Source organism: Rhizobium sp. LjRoot98 (assembly GCF_964252935.1).
GTDB lineage: Bacteria > Pseudomonadota > Alphaproteobacteria > Rhizobiales > Rhizobiaceae > Pararhizobium.
Window position 1 is genome coordinate 832,239 of record NZ_CAXUPW020000001.1, and the last position, 26,767, is coordinate 859,005.

Genomic DNA, 26,767 nt, shown 5'->3' on the forward strand with positions numbered 1-26,767 from the left:
AGCCGGAACCTAAGCGGCGAAGGGTCAACAGAATCCTAATTTGAGGCGTGGTGGATGGAAACGGTACAGGACTAGGTAAACACAAGGTTTACGCGGCGCGCCAAGATATGAGGAGGGGCGGCTTTTGGCAGCCGGAAGGAACATGCGGGCCGTCATCGCGTTGATATTTCTGAAAACAGGAGACAGAGATGACGCTTCCCGCCGATCCCATTCCAGGCCCTATTCCCCCCATTGAGCAGCCGCCACCCGTCAGGGAGCCGGAGCCCGACCGGCTGCCGGACGAGGACCCCTTGCCCAATCCGGACGAAAATCCGGAACCGCCGCAACAGGTGGGACACTGCTGACATTGCCCGATCAAGAATGCAGACCAGGCGGTAAATCCCCCTCACCTTTGCACAAAACCACAAAGGCCCAGCAATCCAGGCCCTTGTGCTGTCGTTTGGAGCCTATGCAGCACCACCCGCTGCAACAGGCCTCCACACCTGCTCCCGGTTCCCCTCGGCGGCGAGATCGATCGTGATACGGGTGCCATTCCTGATCCGCCGGCGCAATGCATCGGCACCGCCCGGTCCGGCCCGAAGCACGTCACCGTCGTGAAGCGCCTGCAACCGCGAGCGCGATACCGGCAACTCTCCGGCCAGCAGGCGGTCAAGCCGCAGGCTGACCGGAAACGGCACGTTCAGTTCGATGTCGAGCACCGTCCAACCGGAGGGTTCCTCCAGAAGTTCCTTGCCGATTTCGAAGCCGGGAAACTCCTCGATGCGTTGCGACTTGCGCCGCAGCGCCTCGATGTTGAACGTTTCGGCCCGGATCCAATCCGCATCGTTGGACTGTAATGCTTCAAGGACCTTAGGATCGATATCGCCGACGCCCCGCCGTTCGAAGATCGGCCGGTTCCAGGTCTTTTCGCAGGCCAGGCATCTATAAATCAGCCAGGCATCAAGCCTGCGGCCGTTGGCGTTGAGGCGGATTTTGCCGCTGCTCTGGAATGGCCTTTGCATTCCGCATCCGCTGCAGGCGATCCAGGGTTGGGGCGCCGTTTGCGGTGTAATGGTCCATCGGACCCGAAGTAGATTGCACATATCGTCTTGGTCTTCCGTTCGGAAGTCCACCAAGATGGTGCAGGAGAAACCCTTTGCGGGCGCGGCGTGGCGATGTTTGGGGCGGCTGAAGAGCTGAGAGCGCAGAGCTGCACACGGCACATTGAAACAATGCCAGACCGGTCTCTCGCCACCACCCGATGAACACATCTGTACGCCGACGGCATCGCCATCGCGCAGTACGGGGTGAAACTGGATTGAGACCGGTATTACTTAGGCAAACTGCAACCTCTGTGCGCCAACGCTCTTGGTCGTCAGGTTAGCAAATGATTTGCGCGGCGTGGAGGCCTGCGGCCTATTCGGAAATAGAAAACATGGCAGTGCGGCGTTTATGCAACTTTGCGCTGATCACAGATCGACGGCGGTCAACGAATGGCCGCGTTAAAGCAGCCCTTTGAGGTGCAGAAGCCCAAACGCCGCCACTGTGGCAGCATCCTTGAGTTCACCACGAACGATCATGTCAATGACCTCTTCAATTGCAAAGCCGCGGCTGATCAGCCCTTGTTCTTCCGGATCCAAGTTCGTTGAAAGCGGGCGCAGACCGCGCGCGAGGAAAATATGGCACCTCTGAGTCGAATAGCCATACGCTTCGAAGAGCTGGCCGACATATGTCATTTCATCGGCGGCAAGACCGGTTTCTTCTCGCAGTTCACCATGGGCCAACTCCAGGGGATCGACATCCTCGTGCTCCTCCCAGGAGCCCTGCGGCAACTCCCAAAAGCGCTTTCCGACCGGATAGCGAAATTGTTCGACCAGATAGACAATCCCAGCCGCATCGATGGGGACGATGAGAGAAAAGTCGTTCTTCTCGACAACCCCGTAGATGCCCTGCGAACCGTCACGGCGCTCGACTCTATCCTCGCGAACTTTCATCCAGCGGTTCTGATAAACAATCTTGGTGCTTAGCGTTGTGATTTCGAGAGCATCGTCAGTCATCTGTTCCCCGATTGGTCACCTCGGTAGTGAATCACTTCCGGTCCCCAGTAGGCCATTTATTGATAGCTTACGATAGGGAAGACTGCCCAAGATCACCAAATAGCCGGGAAAGCATGACTTGCAGACAGCAGGGAGACGCAATGTCAAACGTGAAGGGAATTTCAATGCGTTCAGCCAAGATCAGCAAAACCGCAGTGTCGTCGGATATTTGACTGTGGAAAGAATGGTACGGTTGGGGGGTCTCGAACCTCCGACCTCAGGTGCCACAAGATTGAGGTCACACTTCGAGCCCATCTCAGACGTTCGCCAAACGGGTTGACAAGCTCAGATTTTCCAAGCCATCATTTTCCTAAGCTTCTGAATTTCCTTGCTGTTGTCAACAATTAGCTCGAGTTCTTGAGCAGGGTCTGAAATTGAAAACATCAGTCCTCGCTTGTCTTGTCCACAAAGTGTGGACGGTATGGTGACGGTATGGCTGATTGCGACGGTATGGAGACGTTATGGCAACGGTGCGGGTGGTGATTGGCGAAAAGCATGTGAAAGAAGCGACCGCGATGGCCGCGTCGGGGGTGGCGCCCGAGGGAGGATTTCACATCTACAGCGACGATCGGGCACAGGGGCTGCGGCTCGTCGTGCAAAAGAACCGGGCATCCTGGGTCGTCAAGTACAAGAGCTGGTCAAAGACCATCGGTTGGGTGTACCCCGAGGACAATCGGCCTCTGAAGACCGCGACCGCTGCGCGCGATCTCGTGCCGGTTGTGAAGGCGATCCTAGACGAAGACGTCGACCAGCTCGAACCTTTCCTGACGGCGCGACACAACGGCCGTGACAACAAGAAGGCGCTTGAAGCGATGCGCCCCGTCGTCAAGACGTGGACCCTTCAGGAATGCGCCGATGCCATGATCGATGCCCGCACGAAGGCTACATCGTCCTCGCCGCTTCGGAAGGCATCGGTCGACGAGATTCGCCGCACCCTACGCCGCGACGAAATAAAGGATCTCATCGGCGAGCCGGTCGCCACAATGAAGCGCGGCGAGGTCGAAAAGGTGCGCGACAAGATCGAGGCAGCGGCGGGTATCTCGGCCGCAAAGAAGTGCGTCTCCAACATCCGGTCGATCCTGAACTACTGCTGCGAATACAAGTCCGGCGACAGCGGTCTCGATCACCGGGACATGTGGTGGGAGCTTCTCAAGACCGATTCCAAGATCAACCCGAGGACGAGGACGCCGTCGCTATCCGATATCGTCGGGACGCTGCAGCTTATCCAGCACTACCTCCACCACCCCCTGCCCGGCCGTCGCGACGGCAAGCGCGGCGTCCGGGCGAACGTGTTCGCGGCCGCGTGGTGGCTGATCCTGACATCGCAGCGTACCAGCGCTGGGCTCGCGCTTTTGAGGGTTGACTTCTATCGGGACCCCCGTGACCCAGACTTCTATCTCGCCGCCTGGGATGAGGAAGCGATGAAGGGGAAGAAAACCCACGTCCTGCCGATCCCGAAGAGAGCCGTGGATCACATGCTCCCATTGATCGAGGCCTCCGCCGACGAAGGTTTCGAATCCAAGTGGGCATTTCCGTCCGAGCGTGGCTCCGAGGATACGGACATTCATGTCTCCCGAACCGCTGTCCGTCAGCTCATTGTCCGTCTGCAGGGGCGTGATCCACTCATGAAGGGCAAAGCCGAAAGCCACGATCTGCTCGCCGAAGCCGGCATCGTCCATTGGACGCCGCATGACCTCCGCCGCTCGATCACCAGTGTCATGGACGACGCTGGCATTCCCGGCGGCGCATCTGCTGTTCTTGCGCACGAAGTGAAGCTGTCCGACAGCCTCGGCGAAGATGCCCTCTCCGAGGCCCAGCGTGAGGAATGGCTGGCCACCCGGATGGCAAAGATCACTAAGCTCGCCTACGGCGGCGGCGCTTTCCTCAAGCTGAAGAAAAATGCCATGACGGTCTGGACGGATGCTGTTCTCGATGCGTGGGAAGCCACACAGACGTCCAAGGCGGTCGACCTGCAGGCTGCGGCCTGACATGCGGGGTGTCACTGTGAGGCAGGGCCCAGGCCGACCTCAAACTGAGTTCACTTCCTCTCGGAAGACAGATCTTTCAATGCCGCGCCGTCCGAGAATGGGTCCGACATCAATCCGTCCCCTGGCCGCAGTGGCTCCGCTAGCCGCGCGTGCCGATCACATAACGTCAGAGACCTGTCCGAGTAACGGAAACGACCCCAACTGCCGCACCGCGTGACGTCGGTCGAGTGATAGTCATCGTCAGATCTCCTTATGCTCGTCGCATCGTGTTGCGTATGTGCCCGTCGTCGACTGCCGGAGCCGTCCGGCCTTGCCGCAGACATCGCAAGTCTCTAGGCTGGCCTCTTCCGCCGCGTGGATGATGTCTTCCCATTGGCGCTGGGCATCGCGCGGGAGCCCGCTCGGCGTCGCGATTCTAATCTGTAGGACGCCCATTTTCTCGCCGATCTGGAGAACGTCGATCGGCTGGCCGAACGCTTCGAGCTGCGTCAAGCAGTCGTCAATAAGAACGAGCCAGCCGTCTTCGCACGATGCGTGGAGGCTTCCGCGCGCGAGCGGATGTCGCGCGAAAACATCATGGATAGGCATCACACGTCTTCCGAATTGACGAGCTGGTCGGCAGCCTCATCGTACCGGACGGCTCCGTCCGACAAGCGGCGGACAAGGGGCTGCCGCGCGATGATGAGCTTCCCAACGCCGTGCTCTTCGCACGCGGTCGTGATCGTGCGGCCCGAAGCCCAGCCGAAGCCGGGCAGACCACAGACACGGCAGGTGTGAAAGCTGCGCAGTTCGAGAAGGACATCCTCCCGGTCCATGACCTGATGACACTCCGAAGTGATTGCAGAGACCGGCGACGTCCACATCCAGTCGAGACCGCCTTGGTATTCTTTAGCGGTCACGACCTCGTAGCCAGTGCCCTCCATGATGGTCGCGACGACTTGGAAGTAGCGGTCAACAATGTCCAGCCATCCCAACGGGACATCACGCAGATCGCCTGCGTAGAGGACCTCAGGATACTTCGAATACAGATGCTCAGCGGTCATCATAGGCCAGTCTCTTTCCGAAAGTCGTTTGCGCAATCAAGGCACAAGAGGCGGTCTCCCAGTTCAAGATCCGGCGCCGTCGGCAAGGATTCGAGGCCCACTTTGACGACGAGCCGCGCGGACTTTCCGCAGTGCTCGCACGTGCTGCGGGCGGCTTCCTTCGCCTCACCGACGGTGTCTTCAGCGCCCGCTGCGACGCCGCTCGTCTCGATGACGAGAAATCCGGCATTGCGGGTCTCGATACGGCGGATGCGAAAGCCGCGCCGAGACGGCAGTCGTCCGAGCTGCGCGAACAGGTTATCGACCACGGCATGCAGCCCGGCCCGGACACGGATGGACTCGAGCGGGGGAACGAGGTCGCCGTACAGCTTCTGGAGAAGTCCGTGCTGAATCGGGTCGAATCCTTTAGGATGACGGTCGGTCACTTGAGCCTCCAGTTCTTCGTCAGCTCTTCGAAAGTGCGAGGCGTGTAGTCGGTGTCGGGCATGTCCACCCCGACATCGCGGCTCAGTCCTTCGCCGAGGAGATGACCGTGGGAATGACCGAAGAAATGAACCGAGCCCTTCTGCTGGTGCTGCCACGAGCGCTGCGCGTAGTGAGCCAGGATCACGCGGCGGCCGCCATCGTCCGTGAAGCGGAAACCGGTCGGGGGTGCTTCCCACGGCAATGAGAGCACCGTGGCATGCGGATTGCCGTGCTTGTCGACGTCATGGTTGCCGAGAACTAGGAATTTGCGGCCCCGGAGCCGACTGAAAATCCAGCGCACACGGTCTGCGCGCTCGTGCAGTGCCATAGCGAAATCGCCCAGGTGGTACACGATGTCGTCGTCACCAACGACCGAGTTCCACTTCTCGATAAGGAACGCGTCATGATCTTCGATGGTCGCGAACTTGCGCGGCTGCATCGTGAGGATGTTGGTGTGACCGAAGTGGGTGTCGGAAGTGTAAAACTTGCGTACGAAGGGCATGGAGAACTCCTACGAAATACAAAAACAGGCAGTCTGGCCGCGCGGGGCGGTCAGTTGGCTATTCGTGCTATTCGCAGTCGTGCACTCATCTTCGAGCGTCCCTTCCTATACTTCGAGGACTTCATAGCGGAACTTGGTGCTCTTGGGAGCCCTTAAAATGCATCATCGACAATCAGATCTAAGAAAGTGCGATCGCTGATGATTTCCATGGGAATAGGTCCTCGGAATCAGGAATGTTCCATCAGGTCTCAGAAATTACTCGACCGTTTTCCAGGGTGCCTAGTATATATGTCCTGCTCGCGCAGATCGCCCAGCGGGCTGGATCGCTATCATCCAGGTAGATGACATCGGACGTGTGTGCGAACTGTCCGTCTGGAATTGTCGGGTGGCCGCGGAAGGTCCCGAAAATCTGCGGGGCCGTCGTCCGACCGAAAGTTACGTCCATCACTCGCCATTCTTCGATTACCGGGGCGAGAGACAATTCTTCTTCCGTCGGGGCTGTGCCGTTTTCCAAAATGCCGATCCTCGATACGTTAGGTCAGTCAATAAGACGCCGGGGTGGCCGGGCGTCAAGGAGGTTAGAAATACTTCGCCGCCGTCAGCTCCACGTCGATGTCGTCGTCCCTGTGGATGGTGGCCGTCTCCTTCGCCGGACGCTTGAATTCGATAAGCTCCTTCGCCTTCTTCTGGATGGTGGCGAAGTCCGGACGCCCGTCGCGAAGATCGAGCGGCCAACTGCAGCAGACCATCGTGACACCCGGCCGCCGTTCGACGATAGCCCGCATGGATGCCGACAGGATGCCTTTCAAGACCCGATCGGCCGCGTAGACGGCCGGCATTTTCTCCGGCAACTCCGTGAGGAACCGCTCCATCACTTCGACATCACCTGGGGTCTTTTGCGCAAAGGCCGAAAGAAAGCACCAGATGTCGTCGCACTCACGGCGTCCCTCGGCCGTGAGCAGCGGCCGCAGCGCGGGAACAACCTCCGACTGCTTCATGGAGCGGTCGAGCGAACCGTCGGCGACGACCTTCTTCCTCTCGATGCGGGTCCGTTGGGCCGTACGTGGTGGCTGCACGGGATCGAAGTAGCTGGCGGTCTCAATGCGACCGATTCCCGATGTCGTCTCGCACCACGCAGTGAGCGCCGGCACGTCGTGAGAGATGTCCCCCACCTTCCATGAGAGGGGCCTCTGGTATCCTTCCAGGCGGATCAGGAAGTACGTCGGCAACTGTTCGCCGTCCCAGCCCTTTGACGCCTCGGACAGGGATGCGGTCAATTCCCCAAGCAGCGGCTGGCCGGGAACGATTGTCTTCGCGACGGAGATGACGATGGCTCGCTGGTCGATCATTTCCTGTACTCCTGAACGCCTTCGATGTGGCCGCCAAGCAACTTGAGCAGGGCGACGATGCAGTCTTCGGTCGGGTGGGCCTCCCTTACGTACGTATCTGAGATGCCTTTTCGGCGAAAGTGCACGATGATCTTCTTCGGGTCGTTGCCAAGAAATTCGAACCCGGCAAGCGGGCTGAAGACCATGTCATCCTGCTCTTGCGGTGTCAGTGCCGCATCGACGGTCAGATGGACCTCTGATGCTTCGTCAAAATCGGTGTCGTGCGCGCCGCTCGAATTGTCGTCCTTAGATGGGAGCTCAGGCGCGTCATCGACAACCGCCTCAGCGGCGGGCAAACCTTTCGCGCCAATGCGGGACTTCCGCGCTTCGCGCGCTTCCGCGCCTAGTTTCGTGAGGTCCTTACGGAGAGCGATGTCCGGAACATCCGCCTCTTCGGCGCAGAAGCCCCATGCCGCCTGGTCCGCTCCGAGGAGATCGATCTTCGTCCTCAAGCCTTCGCCGCGGAATACGCGCATCTCGCTCTCCCTAGTCAGGGGGATGCCGGTTTCCATCTCCTCGACCGCGGCCAGCCACAGTTCGAACCAATCCCTGTGGCTCATTAGCCTGCGGCCCGAAATTCGGAACTGCTGCTGCGCGCGCATCCAAACGCTGGAGTTGACCCGCAGGTCCTTCCGGTCTCCTCCGCCTACGAAGCGCATGTGATCCGCGGAGTAGACGAGCCTCGTCTTGTACTGGCTGGGAGCCGACAGCTCGAGCCGGAAGACGATTCTCTCAAGGGGACGCCCGCGCCCTGAGCCAACAAACGTGCTCATCGAGAAACTGAAAGCCTGCACCGCGGCGAAGTCGGCAGCAAGTCCGGCGAGCACGCGTTCGCGAAGCTTCCCCACGTGCAGGCGTCCGTCGCGGAGCCTCGGAAAGCTGGCCCACGACGCCACCTCCTCCGGCGTCGTCTCGATGGTCAGGGCGTTGTCGGAACCCGGCTCCCACCGCTTGCCGCTTTCCGACACGGCCGCGACGAGACGCCGGTAGATCCTCGACGAGTACGTGGACGACATCGTCGGCAGGGCGGCGAGTTCGACGTATGCGTAGTGCGCCCGGTCGCTCATCACCGCGCGGATCGGCTCCGGTAGGGAAAAAAACACGGAGTCCTCGGATTGCGTCTTGCGAACCCAGCCGTTCAGAAGAGCGACATCCTGATATTCCTCGTCGCCAACCCTGAACGACACCAGCGTGGACTTCAGCCGGTTCAGTGACGACCGAACGTGGTCGCGGCGCGTTTCCTCGCCGAGATACCGCAGGATGAACGCCATCGGAATGGACATCGTCTCGGAGTTCATGGAACGCTCGCCCTCGTAGGCGGACGAGATCAGCAGTTCGCTGAGCGCGGCGTCCTTCGCCGTCAGATCGGAGCCGCCCGTGACGGTCAGGCTTCCCAGCAGCTCAACGGGCCGCGGAGACTGTGGGCCGACCTTCGACAGTTGTCCGGGTCTGGACAACGCTTTTGAAAGGCTCCCTTGAGGGTTTGGAAAGAATGCAGATGCGGTCATGAATGTCGTCCTCCTTACCACGATGGTCGTCGCCGGCGGAGCACGACGCAAGTCTCCGTCCCGTCTTTCCTGACCGTGGGACACACAACATGAAACGCTTTGCGTCCCCTGCGCGCCGTGGGCGGGACAAAACATGTACCAGGGGCTTCAGCCCATTCTGGCGGGGTGCGAACACCGTTTCTGGTCCCGGTCTCCATGACTGTGGGTCGAAAACACGGGAATCTTGGGACGAAGACGTATTGTAGCAGATTCTAATATCGTGAATCTTGGGACGAAAACAATATGGACATCTCCTTGGGGATCAAGGCCTTCTGAGCATCCCTCTCGTACGCGCGCGCGAATCCTAAAGTAGTTAGGGCGTGAGGCCCCTCCGGTGGTCATCGAAAAGGGTGTTTTTTCGACTGGGCCTTGATCGCCTTCGGCTCGGGGCTCTTCGAGCATGACTGTCGTGCGCCCGGAGCAACCGCTTGGTTCCTCTCGACGGGGAAGACCTCGATGCCGCGGAAAGTGAGCACGATGCAACGGCCGGCGGCCCTAGTCAAATGAGGCTCCTGGATGTGGCCTCACGTAGTGACAAAATGCTGGACAGATCCCTGATTCGCCGGCGGTTTGCCGCATGCAGAGAGCCGAGCACAATAATAGCCGAAGGCATCACGTAGTGAGAGAAGGAGGCGGACATGCCACGTGCAGGGAGCACAGAGCCGCAACGGAAAAGGCACCAGGAGCGGCAGCGGGACTACCGTAAGCGTCTTCGCGACGAACGGCGACCGGAGGCGGATGCTGTGGATGCGGCTCTGGCCGTAGCACTGTGCCGGGCCGCGGCGGAGCAGAAGGCGGCGGAGGTCAAGGATGCCGCACTGAAGGCGTTCCTGACGGAGGCGCTCTCTCGGGCGCGGCGGGAACTGCTGGGCAAGGGATACGACCGCGACAGGGCGACCTCGGCGATCCAGCGACGTCTGGCTCGGGCAGCTCTTAGCGTCACGGCGTGATACCTATCATGGGTTCCGTTTCCACCCGTTACTCCAAGTTCGAGAAACGCAAAACTTGCGGTTCACGGCGTGATGCCTGACGAAGAATTCCAGCACCGCGGACAAGCCTGCGGCCGACATCGCCGGCACCTACCATCATCTCAACACCTCATGCGGGAGGTCGTGTTCTTCCTTTCAGACTGGCGGGGCATGTCCCGGCCTCTTTTTTTGTTGCCGCATTCCGCCGGCGGACAGAACATCCGTCATGGATGGAGGACAACATGCGACAGATCGCGGCCTACGGAAAATTCAGGTTCCACAACGAAATCGACCATCGCGTCGTGTATCACCAGATCGGCTTGGTCTGGCAATGGCGGCTTCTTCTGAGCGCCTGGGAGCGGTTCGAGAAGATCCAAATCCTGCAGGATGACGATGGCTTCACCGACATCTGGAATGTCGTACTGCGCGGTTCCCACATAGAGCGCTTCTACATCGAAGATATCGATATCGGCGACGACACAGCGACGGCTTTATTCGCGCATCCGAAGGCGTTGCGCGAATTGGTCGCATGCTGTCGGGAACTACAGTGGATAATGGATAGTGATGCTGCCGGGACATTCCGCGGAGACGCCGCGCCTCGGATGCTTGAACCGCACGAGGAAAAGAACGTACATGAGCTCAATCGCATGGTTCTGCGCGCCGAAGACGAGCGGATCGTCCGGCTCCCTCGTCGTGTGTCGTAGGTCACGCGATGCAAGAGCGTGCACCACCCCCGGTCTCGCTTCGTCGGGGCTGCGCGCACCTTGTCGCCGTTACCGCTTGTCCCGCCTCCCGAGACAAATTTAAGCAGTCGAGATAACGGTTTTTTCATGGTATCGCCCCAGTGAAGGCTCACTGGGGTAATTCGTAGGGAATTGGATGCGCGTCGTCGAACTTTTTTCTGGTGCTGGCGGTATGTCGATAGGCTTCCGGCAGGCTGGTTTCGAAATCGTCCATGCCCTCGATGCCTGGCCGGAGGCGGTCGAAGTTTACCGTCGCAATGTCGGTAAGCATGCATGGGTTTCCGACCTGAAGGACATCGCCAATGTCGCCCCCGTCCTGTTCGGACTTCGCCCCGACATCATCGTCGGTGGCCCGCCATGCCAGGACTACTCTACGGCCGGACGACGTCAGGAAGGCGAACGCGCTGACCTGACGGCAGCCTATGCTATGCTGATCGCCATCGTCCGCCCGCAGTGGTTGCTCATGGAGAACGTGCCCCGGACTTTGAAGTCGAAAGCATGGGGGCAGGCGGAGGCCATCCTGCGAAATGCCGGGTACGGTTTCACTGTAGCGAAGTTGGATGCCGCGTACTACGGTACCGGACAGACCCGCGAACGTCTAATCGTCGTCGGTCGTCTGTGCGAAGATGACGGTTTCCTCACCGACGCGTTGGTGGGCGCGGCATCATCAGAGCCAATGACGGCGCGGGAAGCCCTCGGTGAGGGACTTGGCGACACGCTCTATGTCCACCCACGTCATATGTTTAAGAAACGCCTGTGGTCGGCCGACAAGCCAGCGCCGACTGTCCGCTCGACATACGCTCGCCGAGTGCCGCCAGACTTCGTGCCGACGGAGAAGGATGCCGTCGGCGATACCGTCACCGAACTGACACGCGACCACGTGTCGGCCTTGCAGGGCTTCCCACCGGACTTCGATTGGTCTTCGTGCGGCCTCGAGGATCGAGATCAGATGGTCGCCAACGCGGTCCCTGTTCCCCTGGCTCGCGCTATCGCGTCGGTCATTCTCAGGCGGCAGCGCGGCGAGACCCAGCCGCTGCTCGAGAAGGCATTCTCGGTGTGGCTTCGGGGTCGTGGCCACGCTCCTTCAACGATCGATGATTTTCGGACAAAGGCGAACCGAGCGAGGCGTCTGCTCGGCGGAAGGCTACTCGCCGATACCGCATTGGAGATCGCCCAACTCGAAGGGGTGCCTGAGTTTCAGGAACTGCCTTCGAAGACACAGAGCGCCCTGCGGGTTGCGCTGCGTCTGCATGCGGAGTTCCGGCACGAACAGCGGCAGGTGCCGTTGAAGAAGGCCGCCAAGGCTAGGAAAACAAACATCAAGAAAGCGGCATGAGGCCGTCGAGAACAGGGAGCCCAATAGAATAATAGTGGCTGATATCGAGGCGCGAAGTGGAAATAATTTCCGCTCTCGGCTGCCGGCGGGTATGGGGCCGCCTGCAGACAGTCCGCTATTAAGGCACCCTGAGAGAAAGCGGACATGGGGCGCCTTGGTGCGAAGGTTTGGGATTGGTCGCTTTTCCGCAAGTGCAGCATGTGAATCAGAAAGTTATGCAAAACGTAGTCCTTGCGAAATACCGACCATCGGCGAAATGGGACCTGAGACGATGTACGGGAGATATCGATGATCGCCTTAACCGATTATCGATTTGCTCAACTTGCCCAATCCAGTAATATCACGCTGCTGCTTCCGGGAATTCGGCAGGCATGGCTAGGAGGTAACCTTGACGGGCTCATCCCGCCCCGCATATTGGGGCCTGGCCGCTAAACTATTTACCACCCTCGTCCTGTTGGGCGCGATTGCAGTGCTGGTTACTGGGGTACTTGGTTACTTCCAGGCCCGCGGCGCCCTCGAAAAGGCAATTTTCGACCAGCTCACGGCCGCCCGGCAAACCAAAACGCGCCAAGTCGAGAACTATTTCCGCACAATCGATGCCGAATTGCGTCTTCTTGCCAATTCCAAGATGGTTGTCGATGCCACACGCGAGTTCCGCATCGCGGCGGACAAGCTCGATCGAGACGGCGCTTCACCCGAGTTGCGCGAGAAGGTGGGCGCTTGGTACACCGAAGATTTTATACCCGCAATTGCGCGTGTTCAGGGCAAAAAACCGGCTGTGGCTGATTATCTGCCAGTCGACGCCGCTTCCTACTATTTGCAATATCACTATATCGTCGCCAATCCGAATCCCAAGGAACGACGCAAGCTCATCGACGATCCCGGCGACAGAAGCGACTACAGCAAACTGCACGCCATCTATCACCCGTTGATGCGCGCCGCAGCCGCAACGGTCGGGTTCTTTGATCTTATGATGGCCGACCCCAAATCGGGTCGCCTGATCTATACGGTCGAAAAAGAGGTGGACTTCGCCACGTCTCTGCAAGTCGGTCCGTATCGCAACACCAGTGTCGCCACCGCCGTCGCCCGTTGTACTGTGCCCCTCGACCGGTCGACCGTCTGCCTGGAGGATTTTGCCCCTTATGCGCCATCGCGTGGGGCGCCAACGGCCTTCATGGCAGCGCCTATCGTTGACCGAGGCGTCGTCATCGGTGTGTTGATCGCGCAATTATCAAACGCGGAGATCGACGACGTGGTCACCGGCGGCCGCCGTTGGCGGCAGGAAGGATTTGGCGACACGGGTGAGGCCTATCTCGTCGGGCCCGATCATCTGGTCCGCTCCGGCCCACGGGCGTTCTATGAAAATCGGGAGACCTATTTCGCCGAACTCAAAGCCGTTGGCGCGCCGGAAGAGGAGATCGCCGCGATCCGAAGCTACGGGACCCCTGTGTTGCATCAGCGCGTTGACACCAAGGCCACGCAAGCGGCGCTCGCCGGCGTCGAAGGCACGGGGGAAATTATCGGATATCGCGGCGTCCCGACCCTCGCATCCTGGGGACCGCTCGCCATTTCCGGCGTCAACTGGGCTTTAGTGGCTAAGATCGATACCGCTGAGGCATTTGCGCCAATCTACAAGTTACGCCGGAACCTGCTGCTTCTCGGGGGGCTGATGCTGCTGGCAATGGCTTCCACCGCCGCCTGGCTCTCACACGCGCTGCTTGGACCTTTGCGCGAGCTCACGGCTGGCGTGAGACGCTTCGCTGCGGGGGACTACGGTGCCAGCGTGCCGGTCCGCTCGCAAGACGAAATCGGCCAGCTCTGCTCGGCCTTCAACGGCATGGTCGTTGATCTCCACGAGAAGAATATCGTGATCGAAAATAAGAATCGGGAAAACGAGCTTTTGCTCCTGAACGTTCTGCCGGCGCCTATCGCCAATCGACTGCGGGGCGGTGAGGAGGGAATTGCCGACGGGTTTGCGGAGGTGACGGTCGTCTTCGCTGATCTTGTCGGCTTCACCGAGTTGATGTCCGACATGCCACCTGGCGAGGTCGTTACCTTGCTCAACAAACTCTTCACACGGTTCGATGCCGCTGCCCACGAACTCGGCATCGAGAAGATCAAGACGGTGGGCGACGCCTACATGGCGGTCTGCGGCCTGCCCGAACCGGTTGCCAACCATGCCGAGCGCATGGTGCGCATGGCCATTCGCATGGTCCACATTGCCCGCGAGCACGGCATAGAACACAACACGTCGATGAAGCTGAGGGTCGGCATAAATACCGGTCCTGTCGTGGCCGGTGTCATCGGGACGAGCAAGTACATCTACGACTTGTGGGGTGACACGGTGAATCTCGCGAGCCGCATGGAATCTGGAGGCATCCCGGATACCATTCAGGTCACACGCCCAGTCTACGAAAGGCTCAAGGATCAGTTTGCCTTCGAGACGCGTGGTACGATCGAAGTCAAGGGCAAGGGAAAGATTGAAGCCTGGCTGCTGAGATTGTAGGCATCTGTCGATTTGTTGTGTACTCGTGATCACCTAGTCATCGACCCGAAGGAGCAGCTTGCATGGCCGATACAATACATCCGGCAGCGATTGAACACTTACCGCCCTTCATCACGGCGCCGGGGCAGACGGACTATCTTTTCAACGGGGTCATCATTTTCCTGATCGTCGTCGTGCTGGTGATCGGCAACCTGTATTTTCAGTTGCATGCTGTGCCCGAACGCATGGCGCATCGCACCAGCAAGGTGCAGATGGAGATCGTCGCCGTTCTGGCGCTGATCTCGCTCTTCACCCACAACCACCTCTTTTGGATCGCCGGTCTGTTGCTCGCCTTCGTTCACATTCCGGATTTTTCCACTCCGCTCTACTCGATCGCGGATTCGCTGGCGAAGCTCTCCGGCAGGCCCACGGTCGATGAGGAGATCGATAATCCCGGACCGATCGAACACAGGGAGCCGGCACCTCTGCCGGAACCCGAGGTCCGCACCGACACCCATGGCGGAGGGATCTGAACATGCTTGAGTTGATCCTGTGCTCCATGCTGACGATCTTCCCGGATTACCTCTTCCGTCGCTACGGCCAAGGAAAGAGGATCGGCGTCGATATCACGCTTTACACGATGTGGTACGAGCTCCGCTGGGGCATCAGCGCCTGTCTGCTGCTGACGGTTTCGCTGATCACCATGATCTTTTACTTCCACCCTTCGACCAAGAGCGTCACGGCGATTTACCGCACGGTGACGATCCTGCCGGAATCGGTCGGTCGCGTTGATGAAGTCTATGTCGGCTTGAACCAGAAGGTCGCCGCCGGCGATCCGCTCTTCCGGCTGGACGGCGCCCAGCAGGAGGCCGCGATCGAAACTGCGCGGCGCCAGATTGCCGAGCTTGATGCCGAAATGACGGTCACCAAGACCGAACTCATAACGGCTGATGCCCAGATCAGCGAGGCGCAAAGCGCCTTGCAGACCGCTATCGACGAATACGAGATGAAGGCGCAGCTTCTCAAAACCGACGCGGTTGCCAGACGCGAGGTCGAACGTCTTGCAACCACCGTCGAAGGCCGTAAAAGCGCGGTGGCCGCGACTATTGCCACCAAGGCGACGCTGGAAACCAAGATCGCCACCCTCCTGCCGGCGCAGAAGGCAAGTGCCGAAGCAGCATTGGCGGAGGCGCAGGTGGATCTCGACAAGACGACGGTGCACGCCGGTGTCGCCGGGACCGTCCAGCAGTTTACGCTGCGGGTCGGCGATGTCGTCAACACCATGATCCGCCCGGCGGGCATTCTCGTGCCCGAGCAGGCGGGGCGTGGCAATCTGATCGCCGGCTTCGGACAGATTGAAGCACAGGTGATGAAGCCCGGCATGATCGCCGAGGCGACCTGCATCGGTAAACCCTTCACCATCATCCCGCTCGTCGTGACGGAGGTTCAGGACGTGATCGCGGCGGGGCAATTGCGGCCGACCGATCAGTTGATCGATGTTCAGCAGATGGCCCAGCCCGGAACGCTCACCGTCTTCCTTCAGCCGCTCTACCCCGGCGGCCTAGATGGCGTGCCGCCCGGCAGCAGTTGCATCGCCAACGCCTACACCAACAACCACGATGCCCTTGCCGACCCGAACATCGGCACGCTGAAGTGGGTGTACCTGCATGTCGTCGATACCGTCGGCCTCGTGCATGCGATGATCCTGCGCATGCAGGCCATGCTGCTTCCGGTCCAGACCCTCGTCCTGAACGGCCATTGAAGGTATGCGCCGGCGGCACCCAGCATCTCTTGCCGCCGACGTTCCTAATCCCAATCGCAATTGTCCCCCTCGCATCGAACCGGACTGGATTTGAACATGGGCAGCCTGCTGGAAGAAATCCGCCACAACCGGGCACTCTGGTTGCTGGTCTTCGTGCCGATCGTGCTTGCCGCAGAACATCTGGCGCCAACCGCACACACGATGCTGTTCATCCTGTCGATCCTGGCGATTTTTCCGCTCGCCGTGTTGCTCAGCTACGCAACGGAAGGTGTCGCGGCCAAGATGGGCGACGCGACTGGCGGCCTGCTCAATGCAACGCTCGGCAACCTGACGGAACTGGTCATTGCTCTTACCGCGTTGCAGGCTGGTCAGCACGATCTTGTCAAGGCGTCCATTGCAGGCGCGATCGTCACCAACACCCTGTTTCTGCTTGGAGCGTCATTTCTAGTCGGCGGATTGAAATATCGGACGCAGGAGTTCAACCGCATCAATGCGCGCTTCCAGTCGAGCCTGCTCTTCGTCGCAACGGTGGCAATCCTGATCCCATCCGCGGTGACCGCCGCAGATTCCGTCACCATGTCGGAGTTCACCCGCAAGCTGAGCGTCGGCCTCTCTCTGCTTCTCATCGTAGTCTACGGGCTGGGGTTATTGTTTTCGCAAAAGACCCACCGCGAACTCTTCAGCAGTCCCGAAGCCGGTGAACATGGCGCCAGCCCACCAATGAGTGTTGCACTTGCGACGCTTGCGGGCACAACGCTGCTGGTGGCGCTGGTCGGCGAGATCTTCGTTGGCTCGGTGCAACAGGCCGCAACCTCCTTCAGCATGACACCAGCCTTCATCGGCTTTATCATAGTGGCATTGGTCGGCGGTGCTGCCGAAATGGCGTCGGCCTTCTCCGGTGCACGCAAGAACCGGCTGGATCTCAGCGTCGGCATCGCGCTCGGCAGCGCGGCGCAGATCGCCCTCTTCGTTGCCCCGGTCCTAGTGCTTTTGAGCTATGTGATCGGCCCGGCACCTATGGACCTGCAGTTCTGGCCCGGTGTGGTCGTCATGATGTTCCTCGCAGCCATGACCGTCGTTCTGGTGACCTCAGGCGGGCATTCGACATGGTTCGTCGGCGTCTTGCTGCTGATGGTGTATCTGATTCTCGCCATGACGTTTTACCTGCTGCCCCCTCGAGCATCGGACACTCAGCCGCCTGCGGCAAACAGCCAGGCAACCGGAATGTAATGGTGTTCTTGTTTCACTCGCATTGGCTGGACATGAAGATGTCGAACCACGCCATCATCTCTCGCACACCAGGAGAAAGCTCATGCTGCTCGTCATCGTGACCGCGACAGTCCTCCTGCTTGCAACCATCGCCGTGCATGGCGTCGCCGTTCTGTGGCTCTATTACATCGGCATCCGCCCTCTCAGTCATGCGGAGAGCCTCAGCCCGCTTTCGCGCCTCGGATGGTGTTATGTGTTCGTCGTCGGCTTTGTCATCGCCCATCTGATAGAGATCATCATCTGGGCACTCGCCTATAAGCTCACCGGTGAATTGCAGGACTTTGAAGAAGCCCTCTATTTCTCTGCGATCACCTTCGCAACGATCGGCTATGGCGACGTCACGCTCGAGGGAAAGTGGCGGCTGGCCAGTGCCCTGGAGGGCGTGAACGGCATCCTGCTGTTCGGTTGGACGACGGCCTTCCTCTTCAAGGTTTCCGCCGTCCTTTGGTTCGGCCAGACAACGCCAGCCGAACCTGAGGGCCTCGGAAACGGAGACCGAGGCCGCGATCGGCAAGCCTAGCAGTTATAGACGCCGGCGGCGCAACGCCTGGTGGTTCGCCGGGCAACACCTGCCACGCTGACCGGCGTCAACGGACGTCCAACCCTTGCGACAGCATCCGGAGCAAGCATGGGGATCGAAAGGGTTGGAATATCCTTCGATAGATCCCCCACGCCCAGCAATGCCGCCCAGACGAGACAAATAATTCCTGCGCGCTTGAAGAGGGTCATTTCTTGTCTCCTACCATGAAGTTTTCTGGCAAATCGCCAAGGCTGTGCTTGAGATCGTTCACATCGATTTTTTCGGCATTGCTTGTGTTGTTGAAGCCGAAATCATCCGATGCGGCAGCATCTCCGGATTTCCAGTTGCTGATCTGAACGCTGTATTCCGGCCCACCTCGGACCTGGCTGGATGATATGACCAACCTGCAGGGGTATGGCTCTGCGCCGTGAGCGATCCAGATTTGAAAGTCTACATCATCCTTGCGGAAGGCGAGAGAGTCGCACTCGGTCCCATTGACGACGCCGCTTCCGAGATCTTTCGAGTCATAAACGCCCGTCATCAGTTCGTCATAGGCCGTTGTCATCAGCAGATCCGCCGCCGGCAATGGCAGTCCATACTTGTCCTTCAGCTCGTCTATCAGATGGTCCACCGTGCCGGGGATTTCGACCTGCGTGTATTTGTTGACGTTCTTTCCAAGCAGGGTCAGCGTCTTGCCGTCGAACAAGGCCTCGCTATCGACAAAGCCGCCGGAGCGGGACGTATGTACCTTGTCAGGTCGATTGAGAACCACAGTCCCGGAGCTTGCGAGCCCGAGCTTCTGATCGCTGTTTGTGATGACCTGGAGATTAGAGTCATAGGAAAACGACATGGCCTTTTGCCCTGCCAGGTAGTCCGTCATGGCCTTCAGCAACTTCTTGGCTTCGGCCGAGTCCGTCGTCCTTACGAGTTCGACCCGACGATTGAGAGCTCTCCCCGCACCACCGTCGTTACTGGCGACAGGCATAGTCTGCCCGACACCGCCTGCCTGCAACCTATCGGCAGCGATCCCACGCTCGACAAGAGCTGCCTTGATTGCTTCTGCACGGGCAATGGAGAGCTGTTGATTGGTTTCCGCATTGCCGCTGGAATCCGTGTGGCCGACAATTCTCAAACCCCATTCTGGGAAATTCTTTAGCGCTGTGGCAATGTCATCAAGGATCTCTTCCGTGCCCGGTCTCAAGGTCGAGGTGGAGATGCCGAAGCGCAGGCCATGAACGTCGTAGCGTTCCCGCGTCTCCAGCGCCTGCTGCATCGCGTCTCGGCTATACTTGGTCTCGATATCCTGGGCTTGGGATGCCGTATTGGCGACTGCCAGCAAGGCCACCGTTGCCAAAATGCCCCCTGCCATACCGCGCTTCCATGCCAATGGTCGGCGTGGCTGGATTTGAATGTGTTCTTTGGATTCAGATATCGTTTTCGGTTTGCTTGACATCAGATTGGGTCCTTGTCGCTGATACGTGAATTTGACAATCAATCAATGCTCAACATCATTCAAAAGCCTCCTTTGGTTGCACTGCAATTCAAGATGTTCCGGGCGGGATCGGTTACCAAAGGCGCTGCTTCGGTTGTCCGCAATCGCACACGGCTACGATCCGGCAATGATGCCGACGATGACGGTTCCCCAAGTTGTCAGAAGGATGTGGCCGATCGGAACGGCCGGCGTGTAGCCGAGCACGGCGACCATGCTGCCCGACCGATCCTGAACGGCTGCCATTGCGGCGGTCATCGTCTGGGCTCCCGCAAGCCCGCCAAGCAGCAGGATCGGGTTCATGCCGAGCACGTAACGCCCGAAGTAGAGCCCCGCGATCATCGGCGTGATGGTCACGATCATGCCGCCGAACAGCAGGCTGATACCCGCCTCCGCAATAGCCGAGAAGAAGATCGGCCCGGCATGCAGGCCGGTCATCGCGACGAAGGCGGCAAGCCCGAGTGCCGTCATCAGCGAGACGGCGGCATCCGGTATGCGGCCAAACAGGGGAAAACGCGTGCGCAGATGTCCGACAATCAATCCCGCCAGCAACGTGCCCACGCTGGTGCTGAGAGAAATCCGCATGTCGCCGATCGGAACGGTGACGAGAACGCCGACAAGCCCGCCGAGAAAGATCGCAAGCCCGAGGACGAAGAAATCCGTCGTCGTCGCCGGCGCTACAACAACGCCGATCCGCTTGCCGGCAGCCGAGACGACCGGCTCCGGGCCGACCAGCCGCAGGATGTCGCCACGCTCCACCGTAATACCCGGTGCGATCGGGATATCCTGCCCCCCACGCGTCAGGGCACGCAGATAGAGGCTGCGTGTCCAGCTCTCCGTGGCCACATCCTCGATGCTCCGCCCCTTGATCTCGCGGTTTGTCAGGAGAATGTCGGCAACCGACACCGGGATATCGAGAAGCTCGCCGTCCTCTACCTCCTCGCTACGCGGTCCAAGGACGGTTACCAGCGTTTCTCGCGTCCCCGATACCGCAACGATATCGCCTGGCCTGATCACCAGCGCCGGAGCCGCCTCAACGATCGCACTGTCGCGTCGAAGACGCTGGATGAAAAGCCGGTGCTCCGGAAGCATTGCCTCCGCATCCCGGATGGGCATGCCGGCGATGGGCGCGTTTTCGGCGATCCGATAGGCTCGCATTTCGAACCTGTGCCAGGCCGAGGAGACGCCGGCTCGCGTTCGGGTAATCCCGTATTCCTTTTCCAGTTTCAGCGCCTCGGCAACCAGATCGATGCCAAGCAGCTTGGGACCGACGACACTGCAAAACAGAATGACACCGACCGCACCGAAGACGTAACAAACGGCATCCGCCACCGCGACATGGGCGACGAACGTGGCGCGATCGGCTTCCGGCAATGGCAGGGCATTGATCGCTTCCGTCGCCGTGCCCATGGCCGGGCTCTCGGTCAGGGAACCGGAGAGAAGGCCAGCCGCAAAGCCGGGATCGAGCCCAAGAATCTTGGCAACAGCGATGGCTGTCAAAAGCCCGGTCACGCAGACGACGATGGCGAGAAGCACGGGTTTCATCCCATCCCGCTTCAACGCCTGAAGGAACTGCGGCCCGACCGAGTAACCGATCCCGAACAGAAACAGAAGAAAGAGAAACGATTTCGCCATGCCGGCAACCGGCACATCGGCGAACTGGCCGATAAGGATGCCCGCAAACAGCGAACCTGTGACCGGGCCGAGACCGAACCCTCGGAATTTAAACGTCCCGATCAGGTATCCGATGCTGATCGCAAGGAATACGGCAAGCTCGGGATATTTGACCAGAAATTGCTCGAACCAAAGCATGATCAGACGAACTCCCCCTCACCTCGTATCGAGGCATCCCCACCCCACCACCTGCCGGAACGCTCATGTCGAAACTGGCAAGCTCGAAATTACACCGGTGAAACGAGCCGGCCCCGCGTCATAACGCGGGGTCCGATCGTTGCCGGTTATCGCTTCATCTTGGCTGCGACAGCGTCCGGCTTGACCAGCTTCAGCCCTCTTGCCTTCTCGTAACCGTGGATTTCCTTCACATCGAGCTTGCGCATGAAATCGATCGTCTCCTGCGTCAATACCTGCCCCGGTACCATGATCGGAAAGCCCGGCGGATAGGGAATGACGAAGTTGGCCGAGACCATCTCGGGCCCTTCTTTCAACCGCCGATCACATTCTTCCCCGATAAGCGGGACGTACTCGCAGATGGAGGCGTCATAGGCATTGAAAAAAGCGGTTCGCATGTCGCCCTCTGGCGTCGTTTTCCCAGCATCGCCACGATAAACGTCGTGGAAATGGCTGAAGTTGGGGAGGTCGGGCACGTCGGTCATCAACGATTTAACCCGTGTTGTGAATGCCGTTCGCTCGCCCTCGCCGCCATCCGCCAGACGTTTTTCGATGCCATGGCAGATTTCGACCAGCACGCGAACCAGATGCGCGACGTCGCTGCGCGTATTGTTGATGTTCGCCTGCAAGAGCACGCTGTTGCGCGAGGTCTTGTTGATCTGGATGCCGTATTCGTTGGCCAGCAGTCCCTTGAACTGCGTTCCGTCGAAACCGGCGGTTCCGCAAACCATCGTCATGCGGGTGGGATCGAGGTAGAATTCGTCCTCCCGCATTGCCTTGATCACCGTGGCCCAGGTCGAACCGGGCGCTAGATAGTCCTTGAAGCCCGACTGTCGATAAGCGGGCGGGATCATGTCGTCAGCACCGAGGACACGGAAGTATTTCGAGATCAGCGGATGCTCGCTGACCGCCTCGCGGATCTTGAGCGCAATCTCGATCGCATTCATCACCAGCCCGTAGCCATCGAGCTCCATCTGTCGGCGGGCGACGTCAAGGCTGGCGATCAACTGCTGGTTCGGGCTGGTCGAGGCATGGGTGAAGACCGCCTCGTGGAATTGGGCTTCCACTGTGTGGAAGTCGACGTCCTTGACGAGCAGCATCGAGCCCTGGCGGATCGCCGACATCGACTTGTGGGTGGAGTTTGTCTGGTAGACGCGAAGACGAACCAGACGCGGATCAGGGATCAGGTGGGCGGCAAGCAGCGCTTCGTCCGAAGCATCGCTGCCGAGATCAGCCTGCTGCTTTTCATAGGCGTCCACGGACGCGGGATCACGTAGCCACTCCTCAAGGTCGGCCGCGGCACCCATGGCGGTGCGCGGACGCAGGAAGGGCGAGAAGCGGGCAAATCCGGACCATGCCTCATCCCAGAGGAAGATCAGGTCCGGCTTGATGGCGAGGCACTCCTCCATCACCCGACGGACGTTGTACATGTGGCCGTCGAAGGTGCAGTTGGTCAGGTCAACTAGCTTCAGGCGATCGAGACGTCCTTCCGCTCTCAGCGCCAGAAGCGCGCGCTTGATGGTGTCGAGCGGCACCGCGCCGTACATCGAATATTCCGTCATCGGAAAGGCTTCGACATAATAAGGCTGCGCGCCGGTCAGCACCATGCCGTAGTGATGCGACTTGTGGCAGTTGCGGTCGACGACGGCGATATCGCCGGGGGCCAGAAGGGCCTGAACCGCCATCTTGTTGGATGTGGAGGTGCCATTGGTCACGAAGAAGACGTGATCGGCGCCGAAGGCACGGGCGGCCATCTCCTGCGACCGCTTGATGGTGCCCGTCGGCTCCAGGAGACTGTCGAGGCCACCCGTTGTCGCGCTGCTTTCTGCGAGGAACAGGTTGAGGCCGTAGAACTCACCCATGTCGCGTATCCAGTCGGACTTAAACACCGACTTGCCGCGGGCAATAGGCAGGGCGTGAAACGTCCCGATGGGCCGGCGCGCATATTTCTTCAGGTTGTCGAAGAAGGGCGTTTCGAAGCGCGCCTGAACGCCTTCCAGGATGGCCAGGTGCAGTTCCAGTGGCTCTTCGACTGCATAGAAGATACGTCTCACCGCGTCGGCTGCTGGATCTCCGGCAAGTTTTTCGACCTGGCGATCGGACAGTAGGTAGATGTCGAGTTCTGGACGGATTCTCTTCAAGGAACGCGCGAGGCGGAGCGCCGAAACATCCGATCCCTCGGTTTCTCCGAGGGGGTCCAGCACCGAGCGCAGCACCGGCGCGTCATGGCGCGAGCGGTAGGGAAAGCCTTCGGCGAGCACCATGGAGATGATGTCCGGGTTCAACGCCGCCGCGCAGAATGCATCTTCGAATGATCCAACAAAGATCGGTTCATAGATGAAGCCGTCCTCAGGACGTCGCAGTCTGCGGACTTCGTTAGCCAATGCGGGCCATCGTGCTGCTGGCTGGCTGTTGACGAACAGCACCTCGAAATAGGGACGGCGACTACTTGCTTCACCTGTCGCCGGCGGCATGATGTCGACCACCTCATCAGCGGACATCACATCGTGGACGTCCCACTCGGCCGGCCGACCCTTGTATGCATGAGTGAGAAGCCCGTTCGAGATGCGCCGCGCCAGCTTCGCGGCTCCGGTGGGATCATTGCTTGCGATGCGTTCCTTCAAGGCGTCGAGCAACCGCGTTCCTGGATAGGCGTGGTATTCTTCCGCCGGTCCGGCTGCAGCGAGCGCGGCTTCCAACGCGGATCGTTCGCCGCGGTTGGCGGCCCAGGCGTCGGCCAAGCTGGTGAGTTCACGCCAGTTGTCGGCACGCGCTAAATGTATCAGCAGGAACTGGTCGATATGGGCGGTCTTGGTCATTGAGTTCTCCCCATTCTGTCTCGATCGAACGTCATCGTTGACGCCGTCCAAATGGTCGGTCTGGATCGGCAGCTTCTCCACCACTGAGGTTTCGGTGCGAGACGTTCCTGATTTCGGATCTAAGCGAAGCATTTGCGCAAAACTGCCGCGCATCGTTGCGTGGCAGGTATCCGGTGCGGGCGGAATCGGCTGCTCACGGCAGAGCCCCGCCCAAACCTCGCTAGGTCATCATCATGACGAGGACCATGCCCCATATCGTCAGCAGAGTGTTGCCGACGGCATAGGTAACGGTGTATCCGAGGCCAGGTATCTGACTCTTTGCGCGATCGTTGATCATCCCGAGCGAGGCAGTGGTTGTACGCGCCCCGGAGCAGCACCCCAGAAGGATCGCGGGATGAAAGCGGAACACGTATTTGCCCACATACATGGCCAGTACCAGCGGCACGGTCGTTGCGAATATGCCCCAGAGGAACAGGCTGAAGCCGAGCTGCTGCAGGCCTGCCACGAAGCCCGGACCGGACGAGATTCCGACCACCGCAATGAAGATATTGAGGCCGACCGAATTCATGAACCAGACGGTCGGTGACGGAATTCGTCCGAATTTCGGTCGAACGGAACGCAGCCAGCCAAAGAATAGGCCTGCAATCAGTGCACCACCTGATGTCGATAGCGTGAAGGGAACGTCGCCGACTTTATAGACCAGCGCGCCGATCAACGCGCCGATGGTGATCGCGCCGCCTATGAACGCAACATCGGCAACGTCGGTCTGACGGTCCGGCACACCAAGCGCGTTGGCGGCGGCGGTCGTGTCCTGCGTTCTCCCGACAATGGTCAGGACATCGCCGCGATGTATCTGGGTATTCGGCAGGATCGGAATTTCCGTTGCGGTAGCGCCCCGAGCAATCCGGCGCAGGAAAACACCACGGGCCGTCGGCCATTGCGCCAGTTCCGCCAGCGTCTTGCCATCGGCCTTCTTGTCCGTGACGAGAACATCGACCCCTTCCGTGGGCACTGCGAGCAATTCACGGTCGTCGATTTCCTCCGCCGCATGGCCGATCAGGCTCACCAGCACATCGCGCCGGCCGGCCACGGCAACGATGTCGCCGGCCTGGATCACGGTGTCTGCCGTTGCGTCCTCGATCTTGCCGCCGCGGCGGATCCGCTCAATAAACACGCGCTGCTCAGGGATCATCGACTCGGCTTCGCTGGCCGTCTTTCCGACGACAAGCCCGTCCTCGCGAACCCTGTAGGCCCTCAATTCGTAATGATGCCAGGCCGTGCCGGCTCCACCCATTTCCTTCTTGCCGCCCTTTTCCTCCTCATACCGCTTACATTCGGCTTCGAGGTCGATACCGAGAAGCGCAGGGCCGAGAAGCGCCAGCACGATTGCCGAACCAACAGTGCCGAAAATGTAAGTGACGGCATAAGCGACCGGCATCGCGTCAAGCAGCCGCTTGGCTTCCTCCGGTGGCAAGCCCAGACGGTTGATGGCGTCGGTCCCCAGGCCCATCGACGCTGAAATCGTCTGTGAACCGGCATAGAGCCCCAGCGCGGATCCAATGTCGTAGCCCGCGAATTTTGCGGCAATATAGGGTGCGCCCAGGCAGAAGAGACACACAACCACGGAAAACAAGGCTTGAGGGATGCCATCCTTGGCGATGCCGCGCACGAACTGCGGCCCAACACCGTAGCCTACAGCGAACAGGAACATCAGAAAGAACGTCGCCTTGAGCGGCGGCGAGATCGTGATCCCGAGTTGCCCGATGATGACAGCCGCGATCAAGGTGGCCGTTACGGCCCCAAGACCCAAACCTTTGTATGTAAAGGAGCCGAAGTAGTACCCCAGCGCCAAGGACATAAATATTGCAATTTCAGGATAAGTGCGAAGCGTGTTTGCAAACCAGTCAAGCATAGTTCCCCCCTATTGCTCTGATCCGGATACCAAAATTTATGAATGCACGTCGCTAGTATGGCGAGCATACACACCTGCTATTTCGATTCAAGCTGGTATTTTTATGTGGAAATTCGGATTCTGCGCCGGTCTTTGTGGTAGCACATCGAGTATTATTACTGCACGGGCGATCGACCGGTTGCGGCGCGACAAACCACAAAATTTCAGGGTTCAAATTTCCAGAGTTTCCTCTAATTTAGAGTTGTATCAGAGAGAGCTCTTCATCCCCGAGGGCAATTTTGATTACGATCAGGCCTTGGCCTCCGCCGGCCAAGGCCTGTTTCCTCGGAGCGGTGGTTATCAATAGTAGAAATCTACATTCATTCAGGTGCCGATGTTTTAGATAAAACATAATCCTGATTTCTAATATTACCTCTACCCAAATATCAATTCCGTGACGAGGCGAACACGATGTTGATCCTACTATTGGGTTTGTGCGTTTTATCTCTGTTCTGCGGCTCATACACCACTCATATCGAGCGAGTTAGTCTGTTGCCATTTGCGCCAGCTTTGCCGCAACATATGCCATGGGCGGCACGCTACTTTTGACTCTCGCGATATCCACGTTC

Annotated in this window: 23 protein-coding genes; 10 read left to right on the forward strand and 13 right to left on the reverse strand. The window is 59.4% G+C overall.

Features of this window, described 5'->3' with window-relative positions:
* Positions 1-188: 188 nt before the first annotated feature.
* Positions 189-344, forward strand: a complete 156-nt coding sequence (locus tag ACSQ3J_RS04100) for a hypothetical protein (protein WP_164491955.1) — start codon at positions 189-191, stop codon at positions 342-344.
* 102 nt (positions 345-446) lie between these two features.
* Here ACSQ3J_RS04100 and ACSQ3J_RS04105 read toward each other — a convergent pair whose 3' ends face one another.
* Positions 447-1,082, reverse strand: coding sequence for a DUF1062 domain-containing protein (locus ACSQ3J_RS04105; RefSeq protein WP_060504691.1), 636 nt, complete (start codon positions 1,080-1,082; stop codon positions 447-449).
* A gap of 399 nt (positions 1,083-1,481) precedes the next feature.
* Positions 1,482-2,036 (reverse strand): NUDIX domain-containing protein, encoded by a 555-nt coding sequence (locus ACSQ3J_RS04110; protein ID WP_060504690.1) that lies wholly within the window; start codon positions 2,034-2,036, stop codon positions 1,482-1,484.
* Between the two features lie 500 nt (positions 2,037-2,536).
* Between ACSQ3J_RS04110 and ACSQ3J_RS04115 the strand changes: the two genes are divergently transcribed.
* Positions 2,537-4,063 carry a hypothetical protein gene (locus tag ACSQ3J_RS04115; RefSeq protein ID WP_436038684.1) on the forward strand — a complete coding sequence of 509 codons (1,527 nt, stop codon included), beginning with the start codon at positions 2,537-2,539 and terminating at the stop codon, positions 4,061-4,063.
* Between the two features lie 240 nt (positions 4,064-4,303).
* Here the strand turns inward: ACSQ3J_RS04115 and ACSQ3J_RS04120 are convergent, their stop codons facing one another.
* The 6 genes from ACSQ3J_RS04120 to ACSQ3J_RS04145 form a co-directional block, all read right to left on the reverse strand.
* The gene (locus ACSQ3J_RS04120; RefSeq protein WP_436038685.1) at positions 4,304-4,651 is read right to left on the reverse strand and encodes a hypothetical protein; all 348 of its coding nucleotides are present in this window, start codon (positions 4,649-4,651) and stop codon (positions 4,304-4,306) included.
* Positions 4,651-5,109, reverse strand: a complete 459-nt coding sequence (locus tag ACSQ3J_RS04125; protein ID WP_436038686.1) for a hypothetical protein — start codon at positions 5,107-5,109, stop codon at positions 4,651-4,653. Before ACSQ3J_RS04125 ends, ACSQ3J_RS04120 begins: the two co-directional genes overlap by 1 nt.
* The gene (locus ACSQ3J_RS04130; RefSeq protein WP_436038687.1) at positions 5,106-5,531 is read right to left on the reverse strand and encodes a hypothetical protein; all 426 of its coding nucleotides are present in this window, start codon (positions 5,529-5,531) and stop codon (positions 5,106-5,108) included. The genes ACSQ3J_RS04125 and ACSQ3J_RS04130 overlap by 4 nt, the downstream gene beginning before the upstream one ends.
* Positions 5,528-6,073 carry a hypothetical protein gene (locus ACSQ3J_RS04135; RefSeq protein ID WP_436038688.1) on the reverse strand — a complete coding sequence of 182 codons (546 nt, stop codon included), beginning with the start codon at positions 6,071-6,073 and terminating at the stop codon, positions 5,528-5,530. The genes ACSQ3J_RS04130 and ACSQ3J_RS04135 overlap by 4 nt, the downstream gene beginning before the upstream one ends.
* Positions 6,074-6,651: 578 nt before the next feature.
* Positions 6,652-7,422 carry a hypothetical protein gene (locus tag ACSQ3J_RS04140; protein WP_436038690.1) on the reverse strand — a complete coding sequence of 257 codons (771 nt, stop codon included), beginning with the start codon at positions 7,420-7,422 and terminating at the stop codon, positions 6,652-6,654.
* Positions 7,419-8,969 (reverse strand): replication initiation protein, encoded by a 1,551-nt coding sequence (locus ACSQ3J_RS04145; protein ID WP_436038691.1) that lies wholly within the window; start codon positions 8,967-8,969, stop codon positions 7,419-7,421. The genes ACSQ3J_RS04140 and ACSQ3J_RS04145 overlap by 4 nt, the downstream gene beginning before the upstream one ends.
* A 677-nt stretch (positions 8,970-9,646) precedes the next feature.
* Between ACSQ3J_RS04145 and ACSQ3J_RS04150 the strand changes: the two genes are divergently transcribed.
* The 8 genes from ACSQ3J_RS04150 (at position 9,647) to ACSQ3J_RS04185 (ending at position 18,091) form a co-directional block, all read left to right on the forward strand.
* Positions 9,647-9,958 carry a hypothetical protein gene (locus ACSQ3J_RS04150; protein ID WP_436038692.1) on the forward strand — a complete coding sequence of 104 codons (312 nt, stop codon included), beginning with the start codon at positions 9,647-9,649 and terminating at the stop codon, positions 9,956-9,958.
* Between the two features lie 260 nt (positions 9,959-10,218).
* Complete coding sequence (locus tag ACSQ3J_RS04155; protein WP_436038693.1) at positions 10,219-10,680, forward strand: hypothetical protein; 462 nt, start codon at positions 10,219-10,221, stop codon at positions 10,678-10,680.
* Between the two features lie 175 nt (positions 10,681-10,855).
* Positions 10,856-12,055, forward strand: a complete 1,200-nt coding sequence (locus ACSQ3J_RS04160; protein WP_436038694.1) for a DNA cytosine methyltransferase — start codon at positions 10,856-10,858, stop codon at positions 12,053-12,055.
* Positions 12,056-12,476: 421 nt separating this feature from the next.
* Positions 12,477-14,561: an adenylate/guanylate cyclase domain-containing protein gene (locus ACSQ3J_RS04165; protein ID WP_436038966.1), complete on the forward strand. Its 2,085-nt coding sequence runs from the start codon at positions 12,477-12,479 to the stop codon at positions 14,559-14,561.
* A 62-nt stretch (positions 14,562-14,623) separates the two neighbouring features.
* Positions 14,624-15,073, forward strand: coding sequence for a hypothetical protein (locus ACSQ3J_RS04170; protein ID WP_436038695.1), 450 nt, complete (start codon positions 14,624-14,626; stop codon positions 15,071-15,073).
* Between the two features lie 2 nt (positions 15,074-15,075).
* Complete coding sequence (locus ACSQ3J_RS04175; protein ID WP_436038696.1) at positions 15,076-16,302, forward strand: HlyD family secretion protein; 1,227 nt, start codon at positions 15,076-15,078, stop codon at positions 16,300-16,302.
* A gap of 96 nt (positions 16,303-16,398) precedes the next feature.
* Entirely contained in the window at positions 16,399-17,532 is a 1,134-nt protein-coding gene (gene cax / locus ACSQ3J_RS04180) for a calcium/proton exchanger (protein ID WP_436038697.1), read from the forward strand.
* A gap of 82 nt (positions 17,533-17,614) precedes the next feature.
* The gene (locus ACSQ3J_RS04185) at positions 17,615-18,091 is read left to right on the forward strand and encodes a potassium channel family protein (protein WP_436038698.1); all 477 of its coding nucleotides are present in this window, start codon (positions 17,615-17,617) and stop codon (positions 18,089-18,091) included.
* Here the strand turns inward: ACSQ3J_RS04185 and ACSQ3J_RS04190 are convergent.
* The 5 genes from ACSQ3J_RS04190 to aspT (ACSQ3J_RS04210) form a co-directional block, all read right to left on the reverse strand.
* Positions 18,088-18,300 (reverse strand): hypothetical protein, encoded by a 213-nt coding sequence (locus ACSQ3J_RS04190; RefSeq protein WP_436038699.1) that lies wholly within the window; start codon positions 18,298-18,300, stop codon positions 18,088-18,090. The genes ACSQ3J_RS04185 and ACSQ3J_RS04190 overlap by 4 nt on opposite strands.
* On the reverse strand, positions 18,297-19,460 hold the full coding sequence (locus tag ACSQ3J_RS04195; protein WP_436038967.1) for a DUF2092 domain-containing protein: 1,164 nt from the start codon (positions 19,458-19,460) through the stop codon (positions 18,297-18,299). The genes ACSQ3J_RS04190 and ACSQ3J_RS04195 overlap by 4 nt, the downstream gene beginning before the upstream one ends.
* A 237-nt stretch (positions 19,461-19,697) precedes the next feature.
* On the reverse strand, positions 19,698-21,392 hold the full coding sequence (aspT, locus tag ACSQ3J_RS04200) for an aspartate-alanine antiporter (protein ID WP_436038700.1): 1,695 nt from the start codon (positions 21,390-21,392) through the stop codon (positions 19,698-19,700).
* Between the two features lie 146 nt (positions 21,393-21,538).
* Positions 21,539-24,247: a decarboxylase gene (locus ACSQ3J_RS04205; protein WP_436038701.1), complete on the reverse strand. Its 2,709-nt coding sequence runs from the start codon at positions 24,245-24,247 to the stop codon at positions 21,539-21,541.
* A 220-nt stretch (positions 24,248-24,467) separates the two neighbouring features.
* Entirely contained in the window at positions 24,468-26,159 is a 1,692-nt protein-coding gene (aspT, locus tag ACSQ3J_RS04210) for an aspartate-alanine antiporter (protein WP_436038702.1), read from the reverse strand.
* Positions 26,160-26,767 lie beyond the last annotated feature (608 nt).